At 52.6% G+C, this 21,370-nt stretch carries 15 protein-coding genes and 1 pseudogene; 7 read left to right on the top strand and 9 right to left on the bottom strand.

All coding sequences use genetic code 11. The annotated features are described in order from the left end of the window. Positions 1–189: 189 nt before the first annotated feature. On the top strand, positions 190–1,680 hold the full coding sequence (locus K6K13_RS03765; RefSeq protein WP_222159599.1) for a mannitol dehydrogenase family protein: 1,491 nt from the start codon (positions 190–192) through the stop codon (positions 1,678–1,680). Between the two features lie 41 nt (positions 1,681–1,721). Here the strand turns inward: K6K13_RS03765 and K6K13_RS03760 are convergent, their stop codons facing one another. Next, the gene (locus tag K6K13_RS03760) at positions 1,722–1,931 is read right to left on the bottom strand and encodes a helix-turn-helix domain-containing protein (protein WP_222159598.1); all 210 of its coding nucleotides are present in this window, start codon (positions 1,929–1,931) and stop codon (positions 1,722–1,724) included. A gap of 566 nt (positions 1,932–2,497) precedes the next feature. Between K6K13_RS03760 and K6K13_RS03755 the strand changes: the two genes are divergently transcribed. Then, positions 2,498–4,024, top strand: a complete 1,527-nt coding sequence (locus K6K13_RS03755; protein ID WP_222159597.1) for an MFS transporter — start codon at positions 2,498–2,500, stop codon at positions 4,022–4,024. Between the two features lie 50 nt (positions 4,025–4,074). Here the strand turns inward: K6K13_RS03755 and K6K13_RS03750 are convergent, their stop codons facing one another. From K6K13_RS03750 to K6K13_RS03730, 5 genes are all read right to left on the bottom strand, one after another. Then, complete coding sequence (locus K6K13_RS03750) at positions 4,075–5,085, bottom strand: AI-2E family transporter (protein WP_222159596.1); 1,011 nt, start codon at positions 5,083–5,085, stop codon at positions 4,075–4,077. Positions 5,086–5,279: 194 nt separating this feature from the next. Then, positions 5,280–6,215 (bottom strand): DUF4880 domain-containing protein, encoded by a 936-nt coding sequence (locus K6K13_RS03745; protein WP_222159595.1) that lies wholly within the window; start codon positions 6,213–6,215, stop codon positions 5,280–5,282. 8 nt (positions 6,216–6,223) lie between these two features. Continuing rightward, entirely contained in the window at positions 6,224–6,748 is a 525-nt protein-coding gene (locus K6K13_RS03740) for a sigma-70 family RNA polymerase sigma factor (protein ID WP_252120414.1), read from the bottom strand. 141 nt (positions 6,749–6,889) lie between these two features. Beyond that, positions 6,890–9,238 carry a TonB-dependent siderophore receptor gene (locus K6K13_RS03735; protein ID WP_222159593.1) on the bottom strand — a complete coding sequence of 783 codons (2,349 nt, stop codon included), beginning with the start codon at positions 9,236–9,238 and terminating at the stop codon, positions 6,890–6,892. Between the two features lie 291 nt (positions 9,239–9,529). After that, positions 9,530–9,928, bottom strand: a complete 399-nt coding sequence (locus K6K13_RS03730) for a transcriptional regulator (RefSeq protein ID WP_222159592.1) — start codon at positions 9,926–9,928, stop codon at positions 9,530–9,532. Between the two features lie 786 nt (positions 9,929–10,714). Between K6K13_RS03730 and acs the strand changes: the two genes are divergently transcribed. The 3 genes from acs to actP all read left to right on the top strand — a co-directional run bounded on the left by acs (position 10,715) and on the right by actP (position 14,980). Then, the gene (gene acs, locus K6K13_RS03725) at positions 10,715–12,676 is read left to right on the top strand and encodes an acetate--CoA ligase (RefSeq protein WP_222159591.1); all 1,962 of its coding nucleotides are present in this window, start codon (positions 10,715–10,717) and stop codon (positions 12,674–12,676) included. A 340-nt stretch (positions 12,677–13,016) separates the two neighbouring features. After that, a complete protein-coding gene (locus tag K6K13_RS03720; RefSeq protein ID WP_222160953.1) occupies positions 13,017–13,325 on the top strand; it encodes a DUF485 domain-containing protein in 309 nt (102 codons plus the stop codon). Then, positions 13,325–14,980, top strand: coding sequence for a cation/acetate symporter ActP (gene actP / locus K6K13_RS03715; RefSeq protein ID WP_222159590.1), 1,656 nt, complete (start codon positions 13,325–13,327; stop codon positions 14,978–14,980). The genes K6K13_RS03720 and actP overlap by 1 nt, the downstream gene beginning before the upstream one ends. A 43-nt stretch (positions 14,981–15,023) precedes the next feature. Here the strand turns inward: actP and gntT are convergent. Continuing rightward, a pseudogene (gene gntT, locus K6K13_RS03710) lies at positions 15,024–16,336 on the bottom strand (gluconate transporter). A gap of 297 nt (positions 16,337–16,633) precedes the next feature. On the opposite strand from gntT, the gene K6K13_RS03705 reads away from it, so the two are divergent. Beyond that, on the top strand, positions 16,634–17,161 hold the full coding sequence (locus K6K13_RS03705; RefSeq protein WP_222159589.1) for a gluconokinase: 528 nt from the start codon (positions 16,634–16,636) through the stop codon (positions 17,159–17,161). 4 nt (positions 17,162–17,165) lie between these two features. Here K6K13_RS03705 and gntR read toward each other — a convergent pair whose 3' ends face one another. Continuing rightward, positions 17,166–18,161, bottom strand: coding sequence for a gluconate operon transcriptional repressor GntR (gene gntR, locus K6K13_RS03700; RefSeq protein ID WP_222159588.1), 996 nt, complete (start codon positions 18,159–18,161; stop codon positions 17,166–17,168). Between the two features lie 824 nt (positions 18,162–18,985). Between gntR and edd the strand changes: the two genes are divergently transcribed. Further along, positions 18,986–20,800: a phosphogluconate dehydratase gene (gene edd / locus K6K13_RS03695; protein WP_222159587.1), complete on the top strand. Its 1,815-nt coding sequence runs from the start codon at positions 18,986–18,988 to the stop codon at positions 20,798–20,800. A gap of 27 nt (positions 20,801–20,827) precedes the next feature. On the opposite strand, the gene K6K13_RS23080 is transcribed toward edd, so the two are convergent. After that, the gene (locus K6K13_RS23080; protein WP_252120413.1) at positions 20,828–21,349 is read right to left on the bottom strand and encodes a sensor histidine kinase; all 522 of its coding nucleotides are present in this window, start codon (positions 21,347–21,349) and stop codon (positions 20,828–20,830) included. Positions 21,350–21,370 lie beyond the last annotated feature (21 nt).

Genomic DNA, 21,370 nt, shown 5'->3' with positions numbered 1-21,370 from the left:
TATGCGTGTGGATGGTGGGTATCTTCCTAAAATAGAAGACAAAAATCGCCGCGACTGAGCCACAGCTAGAAGAAAACGCGATAAGTTAGGAGAAAGGAGCATAAGTTTTCTCCTCCTGGGAGCGCCAGTTGCGCCAGTGCAAAATCGCAGCTACCTTTAGCTCATGATCACCTGCAAAAAAACAAATAAATGACTGATAAAAAGCAAAATATCGCCACTGTAACCCTGCCGGGTAATGTCGATGTACCGCGCTATGATCGCCGTGCCCTACGCCCGCGTATGGTGCATATCGGGTTTGGTGCTTTTCACCGTGCGCATCAGGCATTGCTGACGCACCGCGTTCTTAATCAGGAAGGCGGCGATTGGGGACTGTGCGAAGTGGTGTTGTTCAGTGATGACAGCCTGATTTCAGCGTTGCGTGAACAGCAGCATCTGTTTACCGTGCTGGAAAAAGGGGAAAGTGGCAATCAGGCCATCGTAGTGGGCGCGGTGTGCGCCTCGCTGCACGCCGCCGTTGAAGGCAAAGAGGCCATTTTGGCGCAGCTTGCCGATGCTCAAACGGAGATTGTCTCCCTGACCATTACGGAAAAAGGTTATTGTCTGGCGGGTGCTCACGGCAATCTGGACACCAATAATGCCCATATTCAGCATGATTTGCGTTATCCGCGCGAGCCGCTGTCGGTGCCGGGCATCATTACCGAAGCGTTACGTCGCCGCCACGCGCAGGGCATTCCCCCTTTTAGCGTGCTCTCCTGCGATAACATGCCAGAAAACGGCAAAGCGGCCCAACGCGCGGTACTTGATTTTGCCCGCCTGATTGCACCCGCGCTGGCAGCATGGATTGAACGTGAAGTGGCTTTCCCTTCCACCATGGTGGATCGCATCGTACCTGCCGCGACGGCGCAAACGCTGCACGACGTGGCGGAGGTTGTCGGCGTTGACGATCCCTGCGCTATCGCCTGCGAGCCCTATATTCAGTGGGTGGTGGAGGATCATTTTACGCAGGGCAGGCCGCATTGGGAGGCTGCCGGGGTACAACTGGTCGAGGATGTTGCACCTTATGAAACCATGAAGCTCAGGATGCTGAACGGCAGCCACTCGTTTCTGGCCTATCTCGGCTACCTTGCGGGTTACGCCCATGTCAGTGACTGCATGTCCGACGCGCACTTTCGCCGTGCCGTGCGCCACCTCATGCTGGCAGAGCAAGCGCCGACGTTAACCATCACCGGCGTTGACCTGACAGACTATGCCGAACGCCTGCTCACGCGCTTTGCCAACCCCGCACTACACCACCGCACCTGGCAGATAGCCATGGACGGTTCGCAAAAGTTACCGCAGCGCCTGCTCGACGGATTGCGCTGGCACCGACGCAATGGCAGTCGTTGCGAAGCGCTGATCCTCGGCGTGGCCGGCTGGATGCGCTATATTGGCGGGAGCGACGATCGTGGCGAGGCTGTCGATATTCGCGATCCGCTGAAGAGCACCTTACAGAGCATAGTGGCATCCACCCCGGACGATGAGGCTCGCGTACAAGGCTTGCTGGCGCTGACGGCGGTATTTGGTGATGACCTGCGCACCGACCCGTCGTTGGTGCACGCGTTGACCGACGCCTACTTGCGCCTGCGCGACCAAGGTGCCTTGGCCGCTGTCACCGCGCTGGCCCAAAGCCTGCCCGACTAATTCCACACGCGATTACCACAGGCAATCGCCACACCGCATCGCTACCCTTCCCGGCGACAGGCAAGAATGTCGCCGGGCTGGCACTCCAGTACCTCACAGATTTTTTCCAACGTAGCAAAGCGAATGCTTTTCACCTTACCTGATTTTAATAGCGACAAATTTTGTTCGGTAATGCCGATACGTTGGGCCAGCTCGCGCGATCGCATCTTTTTTTGTGCCAGCACCACATCCAGATTTATTATTATTGGCATAAAGGTTTTTAATTGAATTAATTGGCTGTGTTATTTCCGCTGCTCCCAGACAGCAACGAATTCTGCCCTCTGATGGTATCAGTTTGTAAGTAAAAACGATTGCGATCCTGGTAGCAACTGCGACACCGGTAGCATTTGCGACAAATGCATTTTTCCCACTGCCTCCTCCTGCCGCGCCCAACCTACTCCCTTCTCATGACCGCACAGGCTGAAGGCGGCTTTCGCGCATGAAATGTCACTTATTCGCATTCATCTGTTTTTATGATGAAGATCACCTTTTTTTTAGCAGTTAATAGCGCCATAGGTTCTTCATTCAGGAGGAGATAAAAGTAAATTTTATTGTGTTGCGATAATAAATTATCGCATTGCGTGATTATAAATAAGGATTTATATAAAAAACAATCGGTCAAATTAGAAAATGTAATTTCATGATCAAGTTGACAAATTGCCATTAAATCGCCCTAAAAGCGTGATCGTCAGTTTACTTTCACAGGAACAGAGCAAATGATAGGAATATCGGTTCACACCAAATGAAATATTGTTTTAAACATGTAGGAAAATTGATCATGAGTAAACCTATCACCTTTAAGCACACGTTCTGCTACGGCAGCGCAAACCTGCTCGGCAGCGGCGCGTTGGCGATCAGCGGCGCATGGCTGATGTATTTCTATACCACCTTTTGTGGACTTACGCTGGTTGAAGCGGCGTCCATTTTCTCCGTTGCCAGTATCATCGATGCCATCAGTAATCCGGTGATGGGGTATGTCAGTGATAACTTTCACAATACCCGGCTAGGCCGCCTGTTTGGGCGTCGACGCTTCTTTATTCTGCTGGGTGTACCGCTGGTGTTGGTCTACCCGTTGCTGTGGGTCAGTGGCTTTGGCTTCTGGTACTACATGGCGACCTACGTGCTGTTTGAGCTGATTTACACCTCCATTATGGTGCCATACGAAACGTTGGCGACCGAAATGACGCACGACTTCAAGATCCGCTCCAAGCTGACCGGCTCTAAAGCCATTTTCGGTAAGTTGGCTAACTTCCTGGCCGCCTTTATCCCCGGCCAGTTTATCGCCATCTACGGTAAAGACTCCGCCACGCCGTTCTTTTACACCGGCCTGACCTACGGGTTCATCATGTGTGCGGCAATGATTGCCCTGTACACCACCTCTTGGGAACGCCCACTGAATGAACTGGTGCATGAAAAAACGGCCAATCTGTGGCAAACGCTGAAAAAACTGAGCGTGGACATGCTTTCCACCTTCCGTTTGCGTATTTTCCGCAAACACCTGGGAATGTACCTGTTCGGTTTTGGCGCTGAATGGTTATTCGCATCGGCTTTCACCTATTTCATCGTCTTCGGGTTAAAGCAAAACACCGCATTGGTCTCGCAGTTGAACAGCTTTAGCTCCATCATGCAGCTTATCTCTACCGCCGCATTCATCGGCATCTGCGTGAAAATGGGCTTTGCGCGTCCGTTCCGTTTGGCACTGATGGTGGTTATCGTGAGCGTTATCGCTTATGCAGCGCTGTACTTTGCCAACTGGTCAGACGGAGCCACTATCGCCGTGCTGTTTGGGATCACCGCCATTTTTGGTCTGAGTACCGGCGGCATCTACTACATTCCGTGGACGGTCTACACCTTCCTGGCCGATGTGGATGAAGTGCTGACGGGCCGCCGCCGTGAAGGGATTTACGCGGGTGCCATGACGTTTGCAGGCAAAATGGTGCGCTCGGTTATCGTGTTCGCCATGGGATGGACGCTGACGCAGTTCGGGTTTATTTCAGGCCATGCCGCACAGCCTGAAAGCGCCGTGCTGGCAATTGTTGGCGTGTTCTCACTGGGGGTTATCGGGCTGGCTCTGGTCGCCATCTACTACACCACGCAAATGAAACTCGATCGTGAAAATCACGCCATCCTGCTGGAAGAGATTGAGCGTATCAAAGCCGGTGGCGCTATCGGCGATGTGCCGGCACACGCCAGAGCGGTCGCAGAAGAGTTGACCGGCTGGAAGTACGAGCAGTGCTGGGGTAATAACCCACTGGGCGTGCAGCCGCAGACCACTGAACCTCAGGTTGCCACTTCCGAACGCTAATCCTTACCTTACTGTCAGCCCGCCTGCGCGGGCTGACGTATTTCCCCACCTTAAATCAGCGCCGCTTCCTTCAATTCACTTTTCAGATAAGCATAATAAATCGGCGCAGCAATCACGCCCGGAATACCAAACGCCGCTTCAAACACCAACATCGCCAGTAAAATTTCCCACGCGTGCGCCTTGATTCGGGTGCCGACAATCTGCGCATTGAGGAAGTATTCCAGTTTGTGAATCAACATCAGATAGACCAGCGCCGCCAGTGCCACCGGCAGGGAGATCGACAAACCAGAAATAAACACGATGGAATTGGATATCAGGTTGCCAATGACCGGTATCAGACCAAAGATGAAGGTCAGCACCACCAGCGTTTTGGCAAACGGCAGGTGCACGCCAAAGCAGGGCAGTACACCGAGAATAAACACCGCAGAGAGGATGGTGTTAACCGAGGAGATTTTCACCTGGGCGAACACGATATTGCGAAAGGACATCGACAATAGCGAAACGCGCCGCATCAGTTCCGATTTGAGCAACGGTTTTTCCATATCCTCTTGCACGTTGTACAGCGACACGATCGCCCCCAGCACCATACCAATCAACATGGTGACAAAACCGTGCAGAAAATCTTTGCCCATGGTTTGCAACATCACGATATGTTCCTGCACCCAGCGCATAAATTCGTGTTGCAGCTCTTCGACACTCACCGGCAAGTAACCCGGTAAATAGACCATGATGTGCCGTTGGACGTCATTGAGAATCAAGCCAATACGCGCATTGAAGGCCGAGGTGTCACGCATTTCCTGCATGACAATCCCAGTCAGGCTGCCAAACAACAGACTGAGCAGGCTCACCACCAGCGTACTTATGATTGCCACCACCGCCCAGCGCGCGCGTTTCCCACTGATAATTTTTTGGAAATGGGGCGTCAGCAAATTGAAGATTTCATACACCAAAAATCCGGCAACGAAACACGTTAACAGCCGTAGTGACAACAGCAGCAGCAATCCCCCAAACATGAAACCCAGGCTCAGCCATCTGGCCTGTTTTAAATTCAATAACTGCATGACGACATCCTGTATGCGTAATGATCGGACCTGTGCACGTACTTACGACACCAAGAATAGCACTCGGTTTATCGCACTATTCTCTGCGCACAAGAAAAGGCGCATGAGAAAAGCCACACGAAACAAGCCCGGTAATGAATCTGCTTTTTCTCCGTTCTATTCTTAGCGTTTTTAGCATGAAAAACCAGAAGGGATTAGCGAGCGCGCAGGGTTATCCACCAGGAAAAACGTCGTTCTGCAATAATGGGGAGGGTGCGAGTCAGGGCACTGAAAAAACGCGCATCATCCTGCAAGGGAAAAACGCCGGAAATACGCAACGCTGCCGCCTTGTCATCGAGGGAAAAGTAGCCATTGCGGTAGCGCGCATATTCACGCATCAAGGTATCCAGCCGCATATTGTCCGCCAGCACTACACCATCCAGCCAGCTTTGGCGAAAGCCTTCCACTGGCTGCGGAGGCTGACTCACCGCATCTGTAAAGGTCACTTGTTGCCCGGCGCTAACGCGCACAGACGCCTGCGATTGCTTCGTTGGGCGCAGCAACACGTCCCCCTGAAACACCGCCAGCGTGCTTTCACCGGTCTCACTGCGCACATCAAACCGACAGGGTGAATTCAACGTCAGAATCCCCTGTGGCGTAGAAAACGTCAACGGATAGGCCACTGCGCTTTCCAGCAAGCACTCCCCTTTCAGCAGGCGCAACGCGACAATCTTCCCGTCCTGGTCGTAACGTGTCAGCGCTGAATCGGTATTCAGGTTTAGCGTCAGCCCTTCTGCCAGCACCCAGCGCCGGTTTTCTCCCTTGGCGGTGCGATAGTCCGCGGCATAAGTTTCCCAAGGGACGCTATAAGCACCACCGCCCAGCAGCGTCATCAACGCCAACAGTTTTAACAGGTGGCGTCGTTCGGTTCCCTGACGACTCAATACGCTGGACGCCACGGCGCTATCGACAGTATGAAAACGGGTGTGAATCTGCTCAACACGCTGCCACGCCTGCTGGTGCAGTGGATGGCTATTCAGCCATTGCTGCCAGGCATGGCGCTCATTTGCAGTGCAATCATCCGCGTAAAGAATGGCATACCATTCAGCGGCATCATAGAAAACATCCTGAGGAATATCGTCAGATCGCATGGTAAAAGCTAGCGTTCCTGACAGGTCAGGCAAGCGAACATTGCCTGTGCCATGTATTTTTTCACCATACGATCGGAGACACCAAGGCGATCGGCCACCTGCTGGTATGTCAGTCCATCAATGTGCACCCAAAGAAATGCCTGCCTGGCCTTGGCAGGCAACGTACTGAGCATGCGATCTATCTCCAACAGCGTATCAATAATGATGGCCTGCTGCTCCAAAGAGGGCTCCGCCTCAAACTGCTGTTCCGCCAGCACCTGCAAATAGGCATTTTCAATGTCGCGCCGCCGCCAGAAATTCACCACCAAACCGTGGGCGACGGTGGTCAACCAAGCGCGAGGTTCACGCAATTGCGTAGCCTGATGCGTACTGACAAGACGCACAAAAGTATCTTGCGCCAGATCGGCCGCCTGCTGCGAGCATCCCAAACGCCGACGCAGCCACGCCTGTAACCAGACATGATGCTCGTGATAAATTCGCTGTACCGCCAGGGATTCGACGGGGTCAGCATAGGTAGCCGCGTGACCGTTCACGTTGTGTCTCATTTAATGATAATGAAATGATTTTCATTATCATTAAATGCAAAGTCAACCACTATCGGCAAATGCACGATAAATGAAAAAACCCCGCTTATGAGCAGGGTTTATTATCAATCAATGTCATCGATCCCGTGATTACCAGCGGTAGCTCAGGTTGGCATTGAACACACGCCCTTCACCGTAGTAACACCAATAGTCACACACGCTGACATATTCGCGGTTGCTGAGGTTGGTAGCATTAACCTGCAAGCGCCAATCTTTGGTGAAGTCATAGGCGATCATGGCATCCCACAGGGTATATGCCGGGACTTTCAGATTAGGATTTTCCGTTTTGTCGCCATATGAACTGCCAACATAACGCACCCCGGTACCTACGGAGAGGCCGCTGAGTGTCCCCTGAAACGCATAATTTACCCAACCGGATGCCTGCTGTAAGGGCTGCTCAGGGAAGCGTTTACCAATTTCTGCATCCTCACCCGACTTACTAATCTCAACTTTGCCATAGTTATAGTTGGCCAGCACCGTCAGGCCGCGCGCCACCTCACCGCTCATTTCCAACTCGATACCGCGTGAGCGAACCTGCCCGGTTTGCGTCGACGTGCCGGGATGCTCACGATCGGTGGTCGATACGTTATCCTGAACCAGGTTATACAGTGCGACGGTCGCATAACCGTTAAAGCCGTGAGGCGTATACTTCATCCCCACTTCGGTCTGCTTACCCATGGTCGGTTTATAGGGATTTCCTTTACCGTCATCGCCTGCCAGCGGCATAAAGGATTCAGAGTAGCTAATATAGGGAGACATACCGTTATCAAACAGGTACATCAGCCCAGCCGTTTTGGTGAACTTGTCGTCATCCTTACGGCTATCAGTGCCACTGGTCAGATTCTGATCGCGCGATTTGGCTTTGTCATAACGGCCGCCAATCAGCGCAATCCAGCGATCGTCATAGCGGAACTGGTTCTGAATGTAGTAACCCATTTGGTTACGCCCAGTGCGATAATCATACAATTGGTCGAGCGGCAGAACCGCGTTACCATACACCGGGTTAAACATATTGATAGTGCCAATACCGTAGAAATCACCATCACGGCTCTGTGAATTGGCGCGGCGATAATCAACCCCCAGCAGCAGCGTGTTCTCCACATCGCCCCATTGCCACTCCCCAACCATACGGTTATCTGTCGCCCAGTTTTGCGCAAAACCATCGCGGTAGGTCATACCACGATCCACCCTGCCATCCACAACATCCCCCATGGCGTAGGCAGTACGCAGATCCATATTCAGGTAGTTGTAGTTGGTGTTCTGATGGAACGTCCAGGTATCATTGATACGGTGGGTGAACTCATAACCCAGCGTGAATTGACGGGTATTGTTGCGATCGAGGCCGGGTTCACCCAACGAAGTTCTGTAGCCCACCTTGCCGAACGGTGTGTGGTGCAGTGTACCCGCAGGCATTTTAAAGCCGCTGGTGACATCGGAATCGGTATCCATGTAGCTTGCCAGTACGGTCAGTTCCGTGTCTTCCCCCATCAGGAACGTCATGCTGGGTGCCAGATAGAGACGATCGCTCTTGGCATGATCCATTTCGCCCGAGGTACCGCGCGCGAGACCCACAACACGATAGAGCACCGTGCCATCATCGTTAAGCGGCCCTGCGCTATCAATCCCCAGTTGGCGGTAATCATTGGAGCCATAATCCAGCGAGATTTGCCCCTGCGGCAACCGCGTTGGGCGCTTGGTGATCACGTTAACCAGACCACCCGGCGGGTTCTGTCCATACAGCACCGATGCGGGCCCTTTTAACACTTCAATTCTGTCCACACCAAAAGCGTCAAACTGCTGAACAAAGAAACCGCGTTCGTTAATGGCCGCAAGTCCGTTTTGGAAGCGCGACTGATCTTTAAAGCCACGAATGGAGAGCCATTCGGTCTTATTATCCGGGCCGTAATAGGATGCCAACACACCGGGACTGTAGCGCAAGGCCTGATCGACTTTCTTGGCACCGCGCTCTTCCATCTGCTGCTGTGTCACCACGGACATCGCACGCGGCGTTTCTGATACCGGTACATCCAGCTTTAACGCGGTATTGGGAGGCGCAGTGACGACGATTTGGTCATTACGCACTGGCGCCGCAGCCGTTGCCGGTGCTACCGGTTGCGCCACAATAGAGACGCTGCCATCAGCGTGGCGTTCGGCGCGCAGACCGCTGTTGGCCAGCAGTTGTGCAAATCCTTGTTCCACCTCATAACGCCCTTGCAATCCGCTGCTCTGTTTACCCACCGTCAGTGCCGGATCATAAGACAACAGAACGCCGGATTGCTGTGCCAATTGGTTTAAGGCCTGAGCCAGACTGCCCGCAGTGACATGAAACTCCTGTGCTGCTGCCGAAACCGCGGTGACCGACGCGGCGCCCCCCAGTGCCATTCCCCAAAGTGCGGCTCTTAGCGCCAACGTTACCGGCCCGGTTCGCCATGATTTCATTGTTATACCCCTGTCAGTTTTTCATTGTTGTTAATGGGTATGCCAATGGAGCTCACGAAAAGGGGAACCACAAAAAGAAAAAAATTTAGGGTATCAGTAAGGTGAGTGTATTTGGGGGCGTAGGGAGAACTCAATTGTTATCGAAACTTGCAAGACAAAATAAATCTGCAATAATTTTGGTTAAGGCGCATTAATCCAATTCGCTACGCCCGACACAGCGCAGCTTATATTGTCACAGAGGCGCAATAATTTCGTAATATTATTGGTTTCGAGCGTCCTTGCTTTATTGACCTAAGAGACGAGGTTAATGGCAGGAGCAGGTTCGTTGATCTCTTGATTCAAAATCATCAGAGAAAACACACGGTTCTCAACATTCAGCTTAGAAAAAGAGAGCGTGCTTAGCTGCTTTTTCGTGAAGCCATCCGACAGAAGATCCGACACCACGCGCGTACTCATCACGTCGTTGTTGGTCAGAAAGTCCTGATAGGCAAACTTCACGTTTATCGGCAATACGTCATCAATAGAGACCGGGTTATTCGTTTCAGAATGCAGCCCGAAGTGGGCATTAAATGCAGAGTTAGCACAGAGAACCTTGCATTTATCATCAATAACGGCGACGGCACGCCTGTCATTTTGTACAGGTTTGCTCAGCATGCCTATGATTTCATTTTGTCCAAATATCAGACTCATCGTTTCCTCTGCTTCATGCTATGACAAGATAACTCCACGGACACACTGAGAAGCTGTCGTCAAGGCCCCTATCGATCTGCGCAACTTACACACAGGATCGCAAGGCATTGAGTAGATGCTTTCGATAGTCCGAAACCGCAAACCGTAATTAATCAATAAAAACAAATAGATATAACATCTTGTACTTCCGTTAGCGTAATGATCAAGCAGCGCGACGTCGTGTTTTGATCTCGAACGATCAGGCAGAAGCCTACATCGTCAAATTCCTATTCAAGTGTAGAAATAAAAGGCCAAAAAATCCCGTAGGCCCGAACCACATTAGTCGCTTATACCGCTCTCATTTTTTTACATATGTACTAAAATTTTAACGTAGCTGCCGATCAAACGATCAAAAAGCCTCTTCTGGATCAAAATATACCCGTGTTGGTATGCACACTATCGGCTGAATAAGCAGTATCTTTATGCTATTTGATCGTAAAGGACGATCAAATAATAAAAAATAATAGTTGTAATCTATTGAAAATAATAAATTGATCGTTATATGCTTTACGATCATGTGAACGAGCAAGTCAGTCACAATAATGTGATGCACGTCACAAATTATCTTTTGATTTATTTTTTCATAAATCGCAGTAAACGCTTCAGGCCAGCCATTCTCTACGCATTCCCTTTCACTGTGTTACTCCTTATTGCGTGATCCATCGCTCAAAAAAGAAACAAACTCAGGCGCACCACTACACTTAACGATTTGTTGACATATATTTAACAAGGTTTAAGGAGAGCGCTATGAGCCAATATAATAAACACACCATACCCGCCTCGGTGGCGGAGAACGCCCTGATTAACGCAGAGCAGTATCGCGAGTGGTATCAGGCATCGATCAATGACCCCCAAACCTTTTGGCGGGAGCATGGCAAGATCGTCGATTGGATCAAACCGTACACTGCGGTTAAAAGCACCTCTTTCGATCCAGGTCATATCCGCATTCGCTGGTTCGAAGATGGTACGTTAAATGTTGCAGCCAACTGCCTTGATCGACACTTAACCACCCTTGGCGATCAAACCGCCATTGTGTGGGAAGGGGATGACGCGACCCAAAGCAAAGCGGTGACGTACCGCGAGCTGCACCAAAGCGTCTGTCGTTTTGCTAATGTATTGAAATCACTAGGCATTAAAAAAGGCGATGTGGTTGCTATCTATATGCCCATGGTGCCGGAAGCGGCGGTTGCTACGCTGGCATGCACACGCATAGGTGCCATCCATTCCGTTATTTTCGGCGGTTTTTCTCCCGAATCCATTGCCGGGCGCATTATCGATTCCAGTGCCAAGCTGGTAATTACCTCTGATGAGGGTATCCGCGCGGGGCGCACTATCCCGCTGAAAAAGAATATTGATGACGCGTTGCGCAACCCTGGTGTTAAAACGGTGGCACATACCATTGTTTATCAACGCACGGGAGCCGCTATCGATTGGCATGAAGGACGCGATCGCTGGTGGCACGATCTGATCGCCGGTGCAGACGATCACTGCCCGCCAGAAGCGATGAATGCCGAGGATCCGTTATTTATTCTCTATACGTCCGGATCGACCGGTAAGCCCAAAGGTGTGTTGCATACCACCGGCGGATACCTCGTCTATGCGGCCATGACCTTCAAATATGTGTTTGACTACCATCCCGGCGATATCTATTGGTGTACTGCCGATGTCGGCTGGATCACCGGACACAGCTATCTGCTCTACGGCCCACTGGCCTGCGGTGCCACCACGCTGATGTTTGAAGGCGTACCCAATTGGCCGGATGCGCGCCGTATGGGACAAGTGGTCGATAAGCACCACGTCAATATCCTGTATACCGCCCCCACCGCTATCCGTGCGCTGATGGCTGACGGCGATAAGGCCGTCGAAGGCAGCAATCGGCGTTCTCTAAAGGTAATGGGGTCGGTGGGCGAACCCATCAACCCGGAAGCCTGGGAATGGTATTTCAACAAGATCGGTAACGGCCAATGTCCGATCGTCGATACCTGGTGGCAAACGGAAACGGGCGGGTTAATGATCACTCCGCTGCCGGGGGCTATCGAAACCAAGCCGGGCTCGGCAACGCTTCCCTTCTTTGGTGTGCAGCCTGCATTAGTCGATAATCTGGGCGTGCCGCAAAACGGCGCCACAGAAGGCAATCTGGTGATCACCGATTCCTGGCCTGGTCAGGCGCGTACGCTGTTTGGCGATCACGAACGTTTCGAACAAACCTATTTTTCGACCTTTAAAGGCATGTATTTCAGCGGTGACGGTGCCCGTCGCGATGAAGATGGCTACTACTGGATAACTGGCCGCGTCGATGACGTGTTGAACGTGGCGGGTCATCGTCTGGGCACGGCGGAAATAGAGTCTGCTTTGGTGGCCCATCCAAAGATTGCCGAGGCCGCTGTGGTGGGCATTCCGCACAGTCTGAAGGGTCAGGCGATCTACGCCTACATTACGCTTAACCACGGTGAAGAGCCTTCCAGTGCACTTTACACAGAAGTGCGTAATTGGGTGCGCAAAGAGATTGGCCCGATTGCTACGCCCGATATCTTGCACTGGACAGATTCGCTGCCGAAAACCCGCTCAGGCAAGATTATGCGGCGCATTCTGCGCAAAATCGCGGCGGGAGACACCAGTAATCTGGGTGATATCTCTACGCTTGCCGATCCTGGCGTCGTTGAAAAACTGCTGGAAGAGAAACAAACCATGGACACGCCACAGTCTTAAACATCTATACCCTAAATAATTCGAGTTGCAGGAAGGCGGTAAGCGAACGCACCCCGAATCACTTACTTAAGTAAGTGATTCGGGTGACAAATCTGCCGGGAGCAGATTTGAACGCCGTGTGCGGCGGCCTCGTAAGAGGTGAGGCCCAGGGATGGGCCGAATAACGAACGCAGCCAACGCATCTGCAACTTAAAGTATGACGGGTATAACGCAGTACGCGCTAAGCGAACCGATAGCAGATAACGCCAGACCCAGCGGGTCTGGCTTAGCGAGCTGTACCCTGAAATTGGCAACGCTTTTACTCACAACCGGATACAGGCTCACTTACCGGAGATTTATGATGAATGACGTCCTCTACCAACGCATTGGCAACCACTCGGTGTTTAAGGAACTGGTGCGCAAACGTCAGCTTTTTGCCGTCTCGCTTTCTCTGATTGTTCTGGTGTTATACGTCAGCTTCATTTTGCTGATTGCTTTCGCCCCCGCCTGGCTGGGTACCCCCATTTCTCCCGGCGCAACCATCACGCGCGGCATTCCCATCGGGATTGGGCTAATCGTTATCTCGTTTGTCTTGACCGGAGTGTATGTCTATCGCGCCAACGGCGAATTTGACCGTATGACCAAAAAGCTGCTGAGTGAGGTTAAGTAATGAAAACCCGTCTGTTATTACCGCTTATTGGTCTGATGCTCCCCGTCATGGCCTACGCGGATGCCCTCACCGGCGACGTTCAACGCCAACCGTTGAATATACAGGCCATTGTTATGTTTCTGTTGTTTGTCGGCGGCACGCTTTACATTACCTATTGGGCCTCAAAGCGTACCCGCTCACGCAGCGACTATTATACGGCTGGTGGCAATATCACTGGCTTTCAGAACGGGTTGGCAATTGCCGGTGACTACATGTCTGCCGCGTCGTTCCTCGGCATTTCAGCGCTGGTATATACCTCCGGTTACGACGGGCTGATCTATTCGCTGGGCTTTCTGGTCGGTTGGCCCATCATCCTGTTTCTTATTGCAGAACGATTGCGTAATCTCGGGCGCTATACCTTCGCAGATGTTGCCTCTTACCGCCTGCAACAAAAACCGATTCGCACCCTCTCCGCCTGCGGTTCATTGGTGGTGGTGGCGCTATATCTCATCGCCCAAATGGTCGGCGCAGGTAAACTGATAGAACTGTTGTTCGGTCTGAACTACCACGTTGCCGTCGTGCTGGTCGGTATTCTGATGGTAATGTACGTGCTGTTTGGCGGCATGCTCGCTACCACCTGGGTACAGATCATCAAAGCCGTACTGCTACTGTTTGGTGCCACCTTTATGGCGATCATGGTGATGAAGTCGGTCAATTTCAGCTTCGACGGCTTGTTCAAAGCGGCGGCGGCGGTCCACCCGAAAGGCATTGCCATCATGAGCCCCGGCGGACTGGTTTCGGATCCAATTTCGGCGCTATCGCTCGGGTTGGGTTTGATGTTTGGCACCGCGGGCCTACCCCATATTCTGATGCGTTTCTTTACGGTGAGCGATGCACGCGAAACACGTAAAAGTGTGTTTTACGCAACGGGGTTCATGGGCTACTTCTACTTCCTGACCTTTATCATCGGCTTCGGTGCCATCGTACTGGTCAGCGCCAACCCTGCCTTTAAAGATGCCGCTGGCGCACTGATTGGCGGCAATAATATGGCAGCGGTGCATTTGGCCGATGCGGTGGGCGGCAACTTTTTCCTCGGTTTTATCTCCGCAGTGGCATTCGCCACCATTCTGGCGGTGGTGGCCGGGCTGACCTTGGCGGGCGCGTCAGCAGTGTCACACGATCTGTACGCCAATGTTATTAAGAAGGGGCAGGCCACGGAGCGTGATGAACTCAAAGTATCAAAACTCACCGTACTGGCCCTGGGCGTAGTGGCCATCGGGCTTGGTATCTTGTTTGAAAAACAGAACATTGCCTTTATGGTGGGGCTGGCCTTCTCTATCGCGGCGAGCTGTAACTTCCCCATCATCATCATCTCAATGTACTGGTCGAAGCTGACCACGCGTGGGGCAATGTTGGGCGGTTGGGCAGGTTTGCTGACGGCCATCGTGCTGATGATCCTCGGCCCCACCATTTGGGTGAAAATTCTTGGCCACGCCACACCTATTTATCCGTATGAATACCCGGCGCTGTTCTCGATGCTGGTGGCGTTTATCGGGATCTGGTTCTTCTCGATTACCGATAATTCTGAGGAAGGCAAGCAGGAACGCGATCGCTTCTATGCACAGTTTGTTCGCTCACAAACTGGCGTAGGCGCATCACGCAGTGTGTCTCATTAAGTGATTCGGTTGCCTCCGACATGGAGGCAACCCAACCGACCGTTTAGATAACCATACTCAGCAGCAAGCACCCAATCAGGCCACACACCGCAATAATGGTTTCCAACGCCGACCACGACTTCATGGTTTCACCAATGGTCAGGTTGAAATACTCTTTGAACAGCCAGAAACCCGGATCGTTTACGTGGGAGAAAATCACGCTACCGGAACCGACGGCAAGCACCATCAGCTCAGGGCTCACCCCGGTAATGGTGAGCAAGGGCGCAACAATACCGCCCGCCGTCATGGCCGCAACGGTCGCTGACCCCAGCGCCAGACGCAGCGCAGCAGCAATCGCCCATCCCATCAGTAACGGAGACAGCGTACTGCCCGCCATCAGCGTTTCGATATACTTCGCAACGCCACCGTCCACCAGGATTTGTTTGAACGCACCGCCACCACCGCTCACCATCAGCATCATCGCGATGATCTTGATGGAATCGTTGATGGTATCCATCACCTGATCCATGCTGCGACCGCGATTAAGCCCGAAGGTAAAGATCGCTACGACCACGGAAATCAGCGTTGCCATCACCGGATCGCCCAGGAATTCAGCATAACCCAGCACCGGATGGCCTTTTTGCAGCGTCATTTCTGCTACTGCGCGGCCAGTCATCAGGATAACCGGAATCAGGGTAGTGAATACGCTGATACCAAAGCCCGGCATCTCATGATCGGCAAACACTTTCGGGTTATGCAATCCAGCAGGAATCGGTTTATCGATGCTTTTCAGGAAGCGCGCATAGACCGGCCCCGCCAAAATCACGGTTGGAATCGCAATCAACGTACCGTACAGCAGGGTCTTGCCCATATCGGCTTTGAACAGAATAGCGATAGCCGTCGGGCCCGGGTGCGGAGGCAACAGGGCATGGGTTACAGACAATGCAGCGGCCATCGGCACGCCGATGAACAGTAAAGGGATGCGCGCAGCGGCAGCAACAACACAAAGCCCACTTCATAAAACAGCGCAAAACCAACGGTGAAACCGGTTAATACCACCGCCCACTGAATGCGTCCCTTACCAAATTTATCGATAAGCGTTGTCGCAATGCGCTGAGCACCGCCGCAGTCCGCCAGCAGTTTACCCAACATGGCACCAAAGCCCATGATCAGGGCCAGACTTCCCAGCGTGCCACCTACCCCGTTTTTGATGGAGGTGATAACGCCATTGACGTTAAACCCACCCTGGGAGGTGTAGCCCAATGCCAAACCCACGGCCAGCGACACCAGAATCAATGAAATGAACCCGTTCAATTTGCAACGGATCATCAATAGCAGCAGCAGGGCAACCCCGATTGCTACAATGATTAATGGCATAATAATTCTCCGATATAGGAATCGTACAGATGCTGTCAACGAATACAGTCAGATCTATAAATGCTACTTTTACATCAAGATAGCGTTCTTTTTGTTACCTGGAAGCGAAAGCTGCCGAGCTTTGGGGGCCAAAGCCTGACGCCTCGGAGTAGCGATTTATGCCCTCGTCAGCCTCATCGGTAATCTGTGATTTTTGTCACACCGCTGCTTGTTACCGGTATCATGATACCGGTAACGTGATAAAATGCGAAACTATCATATGGGCTTAAATATTCATTTTGAGATAGAGATCAAACTATGCCGGGACAAAGCATCATCATCATGGGCGTATCTGGTTGTGGTAAATCCAGTTCTGGAGCGGCTATTGCCAATGCGCTGGGCGCTAAATTCATTGATGGCGACGACCTGCACCCGCGCGCCAACATTCAGAAAATGGCAAGCGGTCAGCCTCTAGACGATAACGATCGTGCGCCGTGGCTTGAACGTCTTAACGATGCGGCCTACAGCCTGCGCCACAAAAATGAAGTGGGGTTGATCGTCTGCTCATCCTTAAAACGCCGTTATCGCGATCGTCTGCGTCAGGACAATCCTGATATGTTGTTCCTTTATATGAAGGGCAGCTTTGACGTTATTCTGGAACGCCTGAAAGCGCGTGCCGGGCATTTCATGCCCACCGATCTGCTCAAAAGCCAGTTCGATGCGCTGGAAGAGCCAGCGGCAGATGAAACTAACGTGGTGAGTATCGACATCGATGGCACCTTTGATGAGGTTGTCGCTCGCGGTCTGGCGGCATTGCGCAACGCAGGTGTCGTTTCTCGTCGCTAACGGCTTAAATACTGTCGCCATGCAGGATCGTAAAGCCCAAATCCAGTCGCGGTGGGGTAACCACCTCTCCGCGCAGTCGGGCCAGCAGTCGCTCTGCGGCCACCTGCCCCATGCGTTCACGCGGCGTCAGCACACTGGCCAGTTTGGGTTCCATAGACTGGCCGATATCGTGCCCATGAAAACCGGCGATCGCCATTTGATCGGGGATGCGCAATCCTTGCCGCTGACACTCAAAGGCCGCACCGATCGCAATATCATCATTGGTGCAAAACAGGCTGTCGGTCTCCGGGTAGCGCTCGCGCGCTTCTCTCATCAGTTCACCGCCCAGGCTGTACGACGAGGGGCGATCGGTACTGACGTCTCGCGGCGTCAACCCGGCATCTCGCATCGCTTGTTCATACCCTTGCATCTTGATCAAGGTACGTTCATCCAGACGCGAGCCGAGATAGACCGGAAAACGGTGCCCACGGGCCAACAGCACCTGAGTCATCTGGTAGGCTGCTTCAAAGTTGTTAAACCCCACCGCCAGATCGATACAGGGCGACTCGCTGTCCATGATTTCAACCACCGGGATGCCCGCCACTTCAATCATCTTGCGCGTACGCTCCGTGTGGGAGCGTTCAGAGAGGATCAGACCGTCAATATTGTAGGAAAGCAGAGACATCAGGCGCATCTCTTCACGCTCGGCGTGGTAACCATAGTGTGCCAGCATCGTCTGGTAACCGTGCGCATCCGTCACGCGTTCAATGCCGCGCAGTACTTCGGCAAACACCTGATTGGTCAATGAAGGAAGCAGAACGCCAATCGCCCGACTGGTGGCATTCGATAAAATCTCCGGCGCCCGGTTGGGAATGTACCCCAACTCATCCAGTGCAGCGGCGATGCTGTCGCGCAGGGCCGCCGATACCTTCTGCGGATCGCGCAGGTAGCGGCTAATGGTCATTTTAGTGACGCCAACACGATTGGCCACATCTTGCAAACCTGGTCTTTTCTTCTTCATTTTCAATCGATTGAAATATTGTTGGCCGGTCCTCTAGTGTAACAAAGAAAACCTGCGCTGTCTGTGTGGCGGTGATAGGAGAGTCACCAGTACAATGCCTAAGCCAACATAGCAATCCAACAACAAATAATGGTGAAACAACTCTACGCTTTCCTTATTTACCGTGAAAAAAACGCCACTAAAAATAATCAAGCATGCCCGCTGATAAAAAGTACGTCACGGCCCGCGGTTAATACCGCCCTGTTTCTCTTATTTGTTTAAAAATAATATTTATCCACAGCCAATAATATTAAAAAACCTAAACTAATTTTTATTTCTTCCATTATTATTTTAGATATCTTCGCCCGTTACCGCAGCGTCGATATCGCACGTTTTGCACCGCGCCGCTCCGCACAGACAACAACGTGATCTTCATCACAAAATAATTTTCACCTTGGCTGAATCGAGTAAAGCGTGACCGTAAAACCCATTATTACCGGTATCATTTGAGTATATAGTGGTCTCATCACCGTCAGGGCGTCCTGATGTAGAGCCTATTGGAGAGATACACTAGCGGCAAAGATGAACGTCTGGATCACATGAGGCTGCGATGAACCCCATCTGCACCCCTTAATGCGCCCATACCCTTTACGGTAACTCACCGTATTAACGGGCACGTAAATTATTGACGATCTGGTATCGTGCGTTTATTTGCACGAGCACTTTTATCATCTTAAAAATAATTAAAACACCCGCTAGCCACAGTAGCCCAATTATTTCGATCGACGTCATTGGCATTTGATTTAATTAAGCAAAGCATCAATGTTAAACACTTGGGGCATAGCATGAATCCTATTGTTGCACGCGTTACCCACAACATCCTGTCTCGTTCTCACACCGAGCGTAGCCGTTATCTGGCTCGGATTGACGCCGCCAAAAGCAAAACCGTACACCGCTCTGAGCTGGCCTGCGGTAATCTGGCACACGGCTTCGCCGCCTGTTCGCCTGAAGACAAAGCCGATTTGAAGAACATGATCAAAAGCAACATCGGCATCATTACCTCTTACAATGACATGCTCTCTGCCCACCAACCCTATGAACGCTACCCTGATCTGATTAAGAAGGCGCTGAACGACGTCGGCGCTGTCGGCAAGGTCGCGGGCGGCGTCCCTGCCATGTGCGACGGCGTGACACAAGGGCAAGATGGCATGGAACTCTCCCTGCTTAGCCGCGATTTGATTGCAATGTCGGCGGCGATCGGCTTGTCACACAACATGTTTGATGGCGCGCTCTTTTTGGGGGTATGTGACAAAATTGTCCCGGGGCTGTTTATTGCCGCTCTCTCATTTGGCCACCTGCCTACCGTTTTCGTGCCCGCAGGTCCGATGCGCACCGGCATCTCCAACAAAGAAAAAGTGCGCATCCGCCAACTGTATGCTGAAGGCAAAGTCGGTCGCGACGCGCTGCTGGAATCCGAGGCCAGTGCTTACCACGGCGCGGGCACCTGTACCTTTTACGGCACCGCCAACTCAAACCAAATGGTAATGGAGATCATGGGGCTGCATCTGCCCGGCTCCTCGTTTGTCTACCCCGACATTCCGCTGCGCGATGCGCTGACAGAAGCCGCTGCGCGTCAGGTCACTCGAATGACGGAAAATGCGGGCGATTATCTGCCTGTCGGGCAACTGGTAGACGAAAAGGTGATCGTCAACGGTATTGTCGCCCTGCTGGCGACCGGCGGCTCAACCAACCACACTATGCACCTGGTGGCCATGGCGAAAGCCGCCGGCTTTACCGTCACGTGGGACGATTTCTCTGAACTGTCAGAGGTGGTGCCGTTGTTGTGTCGCATCTACCCCAACGGACCTGGCGATATCAACTATTTTCAGGCAGCAGGCGGCGTGTCGCTGCTGGTGCGAGAATTGTTGCGCGGCGGCTTACTGCATGAGGATGTCCACACCGTGGCAGGTTTTGGTTTGCATCGCTACACCCAGGAACCGTTCCTGGAAGACGGTAAACTGGTCTATCGCGACGGCCCGCAGGTGTCGCTGGATGCCGAGGTGATCGCACCGCTGGAAACACCGTTTGCCAAACACGGTGGCACCAAAGTGCTTTCCGGTAATCTGGGACGCGCGGTAATGAAGACCTCCGCCGTGCCGCAAGAACGACAAACGATTGTTGCACCAGCCATCGTATTCAACGATCAGAACGACGTCGATGCCGCCTTTAAAGCAGGCCGTCTGGACAATGATTGCGTGGTGGTCGTGCGTTATCAGGGGCCCAGAGCGATAGGCATGCCAGAACTGCACAAACTGATGCCGCCTCTCGGTGTGTTGATGGACCGGGGCATCAACGTGGCATTGGTCACTGATGGTCGTCTGTCAGGCGCATCCGGCAAAGTACCTGCCGCCATCCACGTCACGCCGGAAGCCTACGTCGGCGGACTGCTGGCAAAAATTCAGGATGGCGACATGATCCGCGTTGACGGCATCACCGGTGAGATCAGCCTGCTGGTGGATGACGCAACGCTGGCACTGCGTCATCCTGAGCAGCCGGACTTATCTGCTTCCCATGTAGGGATGGGGCGCGAACTGTTTACCGCGTTGCGCGAGAACATTACCGGTGCGGAACAGGGTGCCAGCGCGATCCCTTACCGTTAGGCTCAGTAGTCCAGACGCTGTGCGATGTCAGGTAGGTTTTAAGCACAGATAAACGTGTAAACCGGGATTGGCCGATGCCATGCAGAGTTGACCACCGTGCAATTCGGCGATGGCTTTCACCAGCGACAGGCCAAGCCCGAAACCGGGCTGCTGCTGCGACCCTTCAAGGCGTTGAAATCGTTCCAACGCCGTGGCGTGCAGGTTGTCGGGAATACCGGGGCCGCGATCGGAAACACGCAGCGCCGTCCAGCCGCGATAAAGGGTGACGCTCAAGGTAATCACTTTACCTTGAGCAGCATACTTCAGCGCGTTTTCGATCAGGTTTGCCAGTGCCTGAAACAGCAACGCCCGATCGCCAAAAAGCGGCGTCCCGGCAGGTGCATCAATCAACAATTGGCAATGGTGTGCATCGGCTAACGGTTGATAATATTCCGACACCTCTTCTAGTAACGGGCGTACCTCAAAGCGGGCAAACTGATGAACACAGCGCCCGCTTTCAATCTCACCGATACGCATAACGGTGCGAAACAGCCCCAAAATCTTGTGCACCTCTTCCACCGCCTGATGCAA

The sequence above is a fragment of the Symbiopectobacterium purcellii genome (assembly GCF_019797845.1).
GTDB lineage: Bacteria > Pseudomonadota > Gammaproteobacteria > Enterobacterales > Enterobacteriaceae > Symbiopectobacterium > Symbiopectobacterium purcellii.
This window is presented reverse-complemented; position numbering and strand designations above follow the sequence as displayed.

What these genes read in the sequence shown, in the direction of transcription:
- K6K13_RS03765 (WP_222159599.1), top strand. Translation starts at nt 190, where the DNA reads ATGACTGATAAAAAGCAAAATATCGCCACTGTAACCCTGCCGGGTAAT.
- K6K13_RS03760 (WP_222159598.1), bottom strand. Translation starts at nt 1,931, where the DNA reads ATGCCAATAATAATAAATCTGGATGTGGTGCTGGCACAAAAAAAGATG.
- K6K13_RS03755 (WP_222159597.1), top strand. Translation starts at nt 2,498, where the DNA reads ATGAGTAAACCTATCACCTTTAAGCACACGTTCTGCTACGGCAGCGCA.
- K6K13_RS03750 (WP_222159596.1), bottom strand. Translation starts at nt 5,085, where the DNA reads ATGCAGTTATTGAATTTAAAACAGGCCAGATGGCTGAGCCTGGGTTTC.
- K6K13_RS03745 (WP_222159595.1), bottom strand. Translation starts at nt 6,215, where the DNA reads ATGCGATCTGACGATATTCCTCAGGATGTTTTCTATGATGCCGCTGAA.
- K6K13_RS03735 (WP_222159593.1), bottom strand. Translation starts at nt 9,238, where the DNA reads ATGAAATCATGGCGAACCGGGCCGGTAACGTTGGCGCTAAGAGCCGCA.
- K6K13_RS03730 (WP_222159592.1), bottom strand. Translation starts at nt 9,928, where the DNA reads ATGAGTCTGATATTTGGACAAAATGAAATCATAGGCATGCTGAGCAAA.
- acs (WP_222159591.1), top strand. Translation starts at nt 10,715, where the DNA reads ATGAGCCAATATAATAAACACACCATACCCGCCTCGGTGGCGGAGAAC.
- K6K13_RS03720 (WP_222160953.1), top strand. Translation starts at nt 13,017, where the DNA reads ATGAATGACGTCCTCTACCAACGCATTGGCAACCACTCGGTGTTTAAG.
- actP (WP_222159590.1), top strand. Translation starts at nt 13,325, where the DNA reads ATGAAAACCCGTCTGTTATTACCGCTTATTGGTCTGATGCTCCCCGTC.
- K6K13_RS03705 (WP_222159589.1), top strand. Translation starts at nt 16,634, where the DNA reads ATGCCGGGACAAAGCATCATCATCATGGGCGTATCTGGTTGTGGTAAA.
- gntR (WP_222159588.1), bottom strand. Translation starts at nt 18,161, where the DNA reads ATGAAGAAGAAAAGACCAGGTTTGCAAGATGTGGCCAATCGTGTTGGC.
- edd (WP_222159587.1), top strand. Translation starts at nt 18,986, where the DNA reads ATGAATCCTATTGTTGCACGCGTTACCCACAACATCCTGTCTCGTTCT.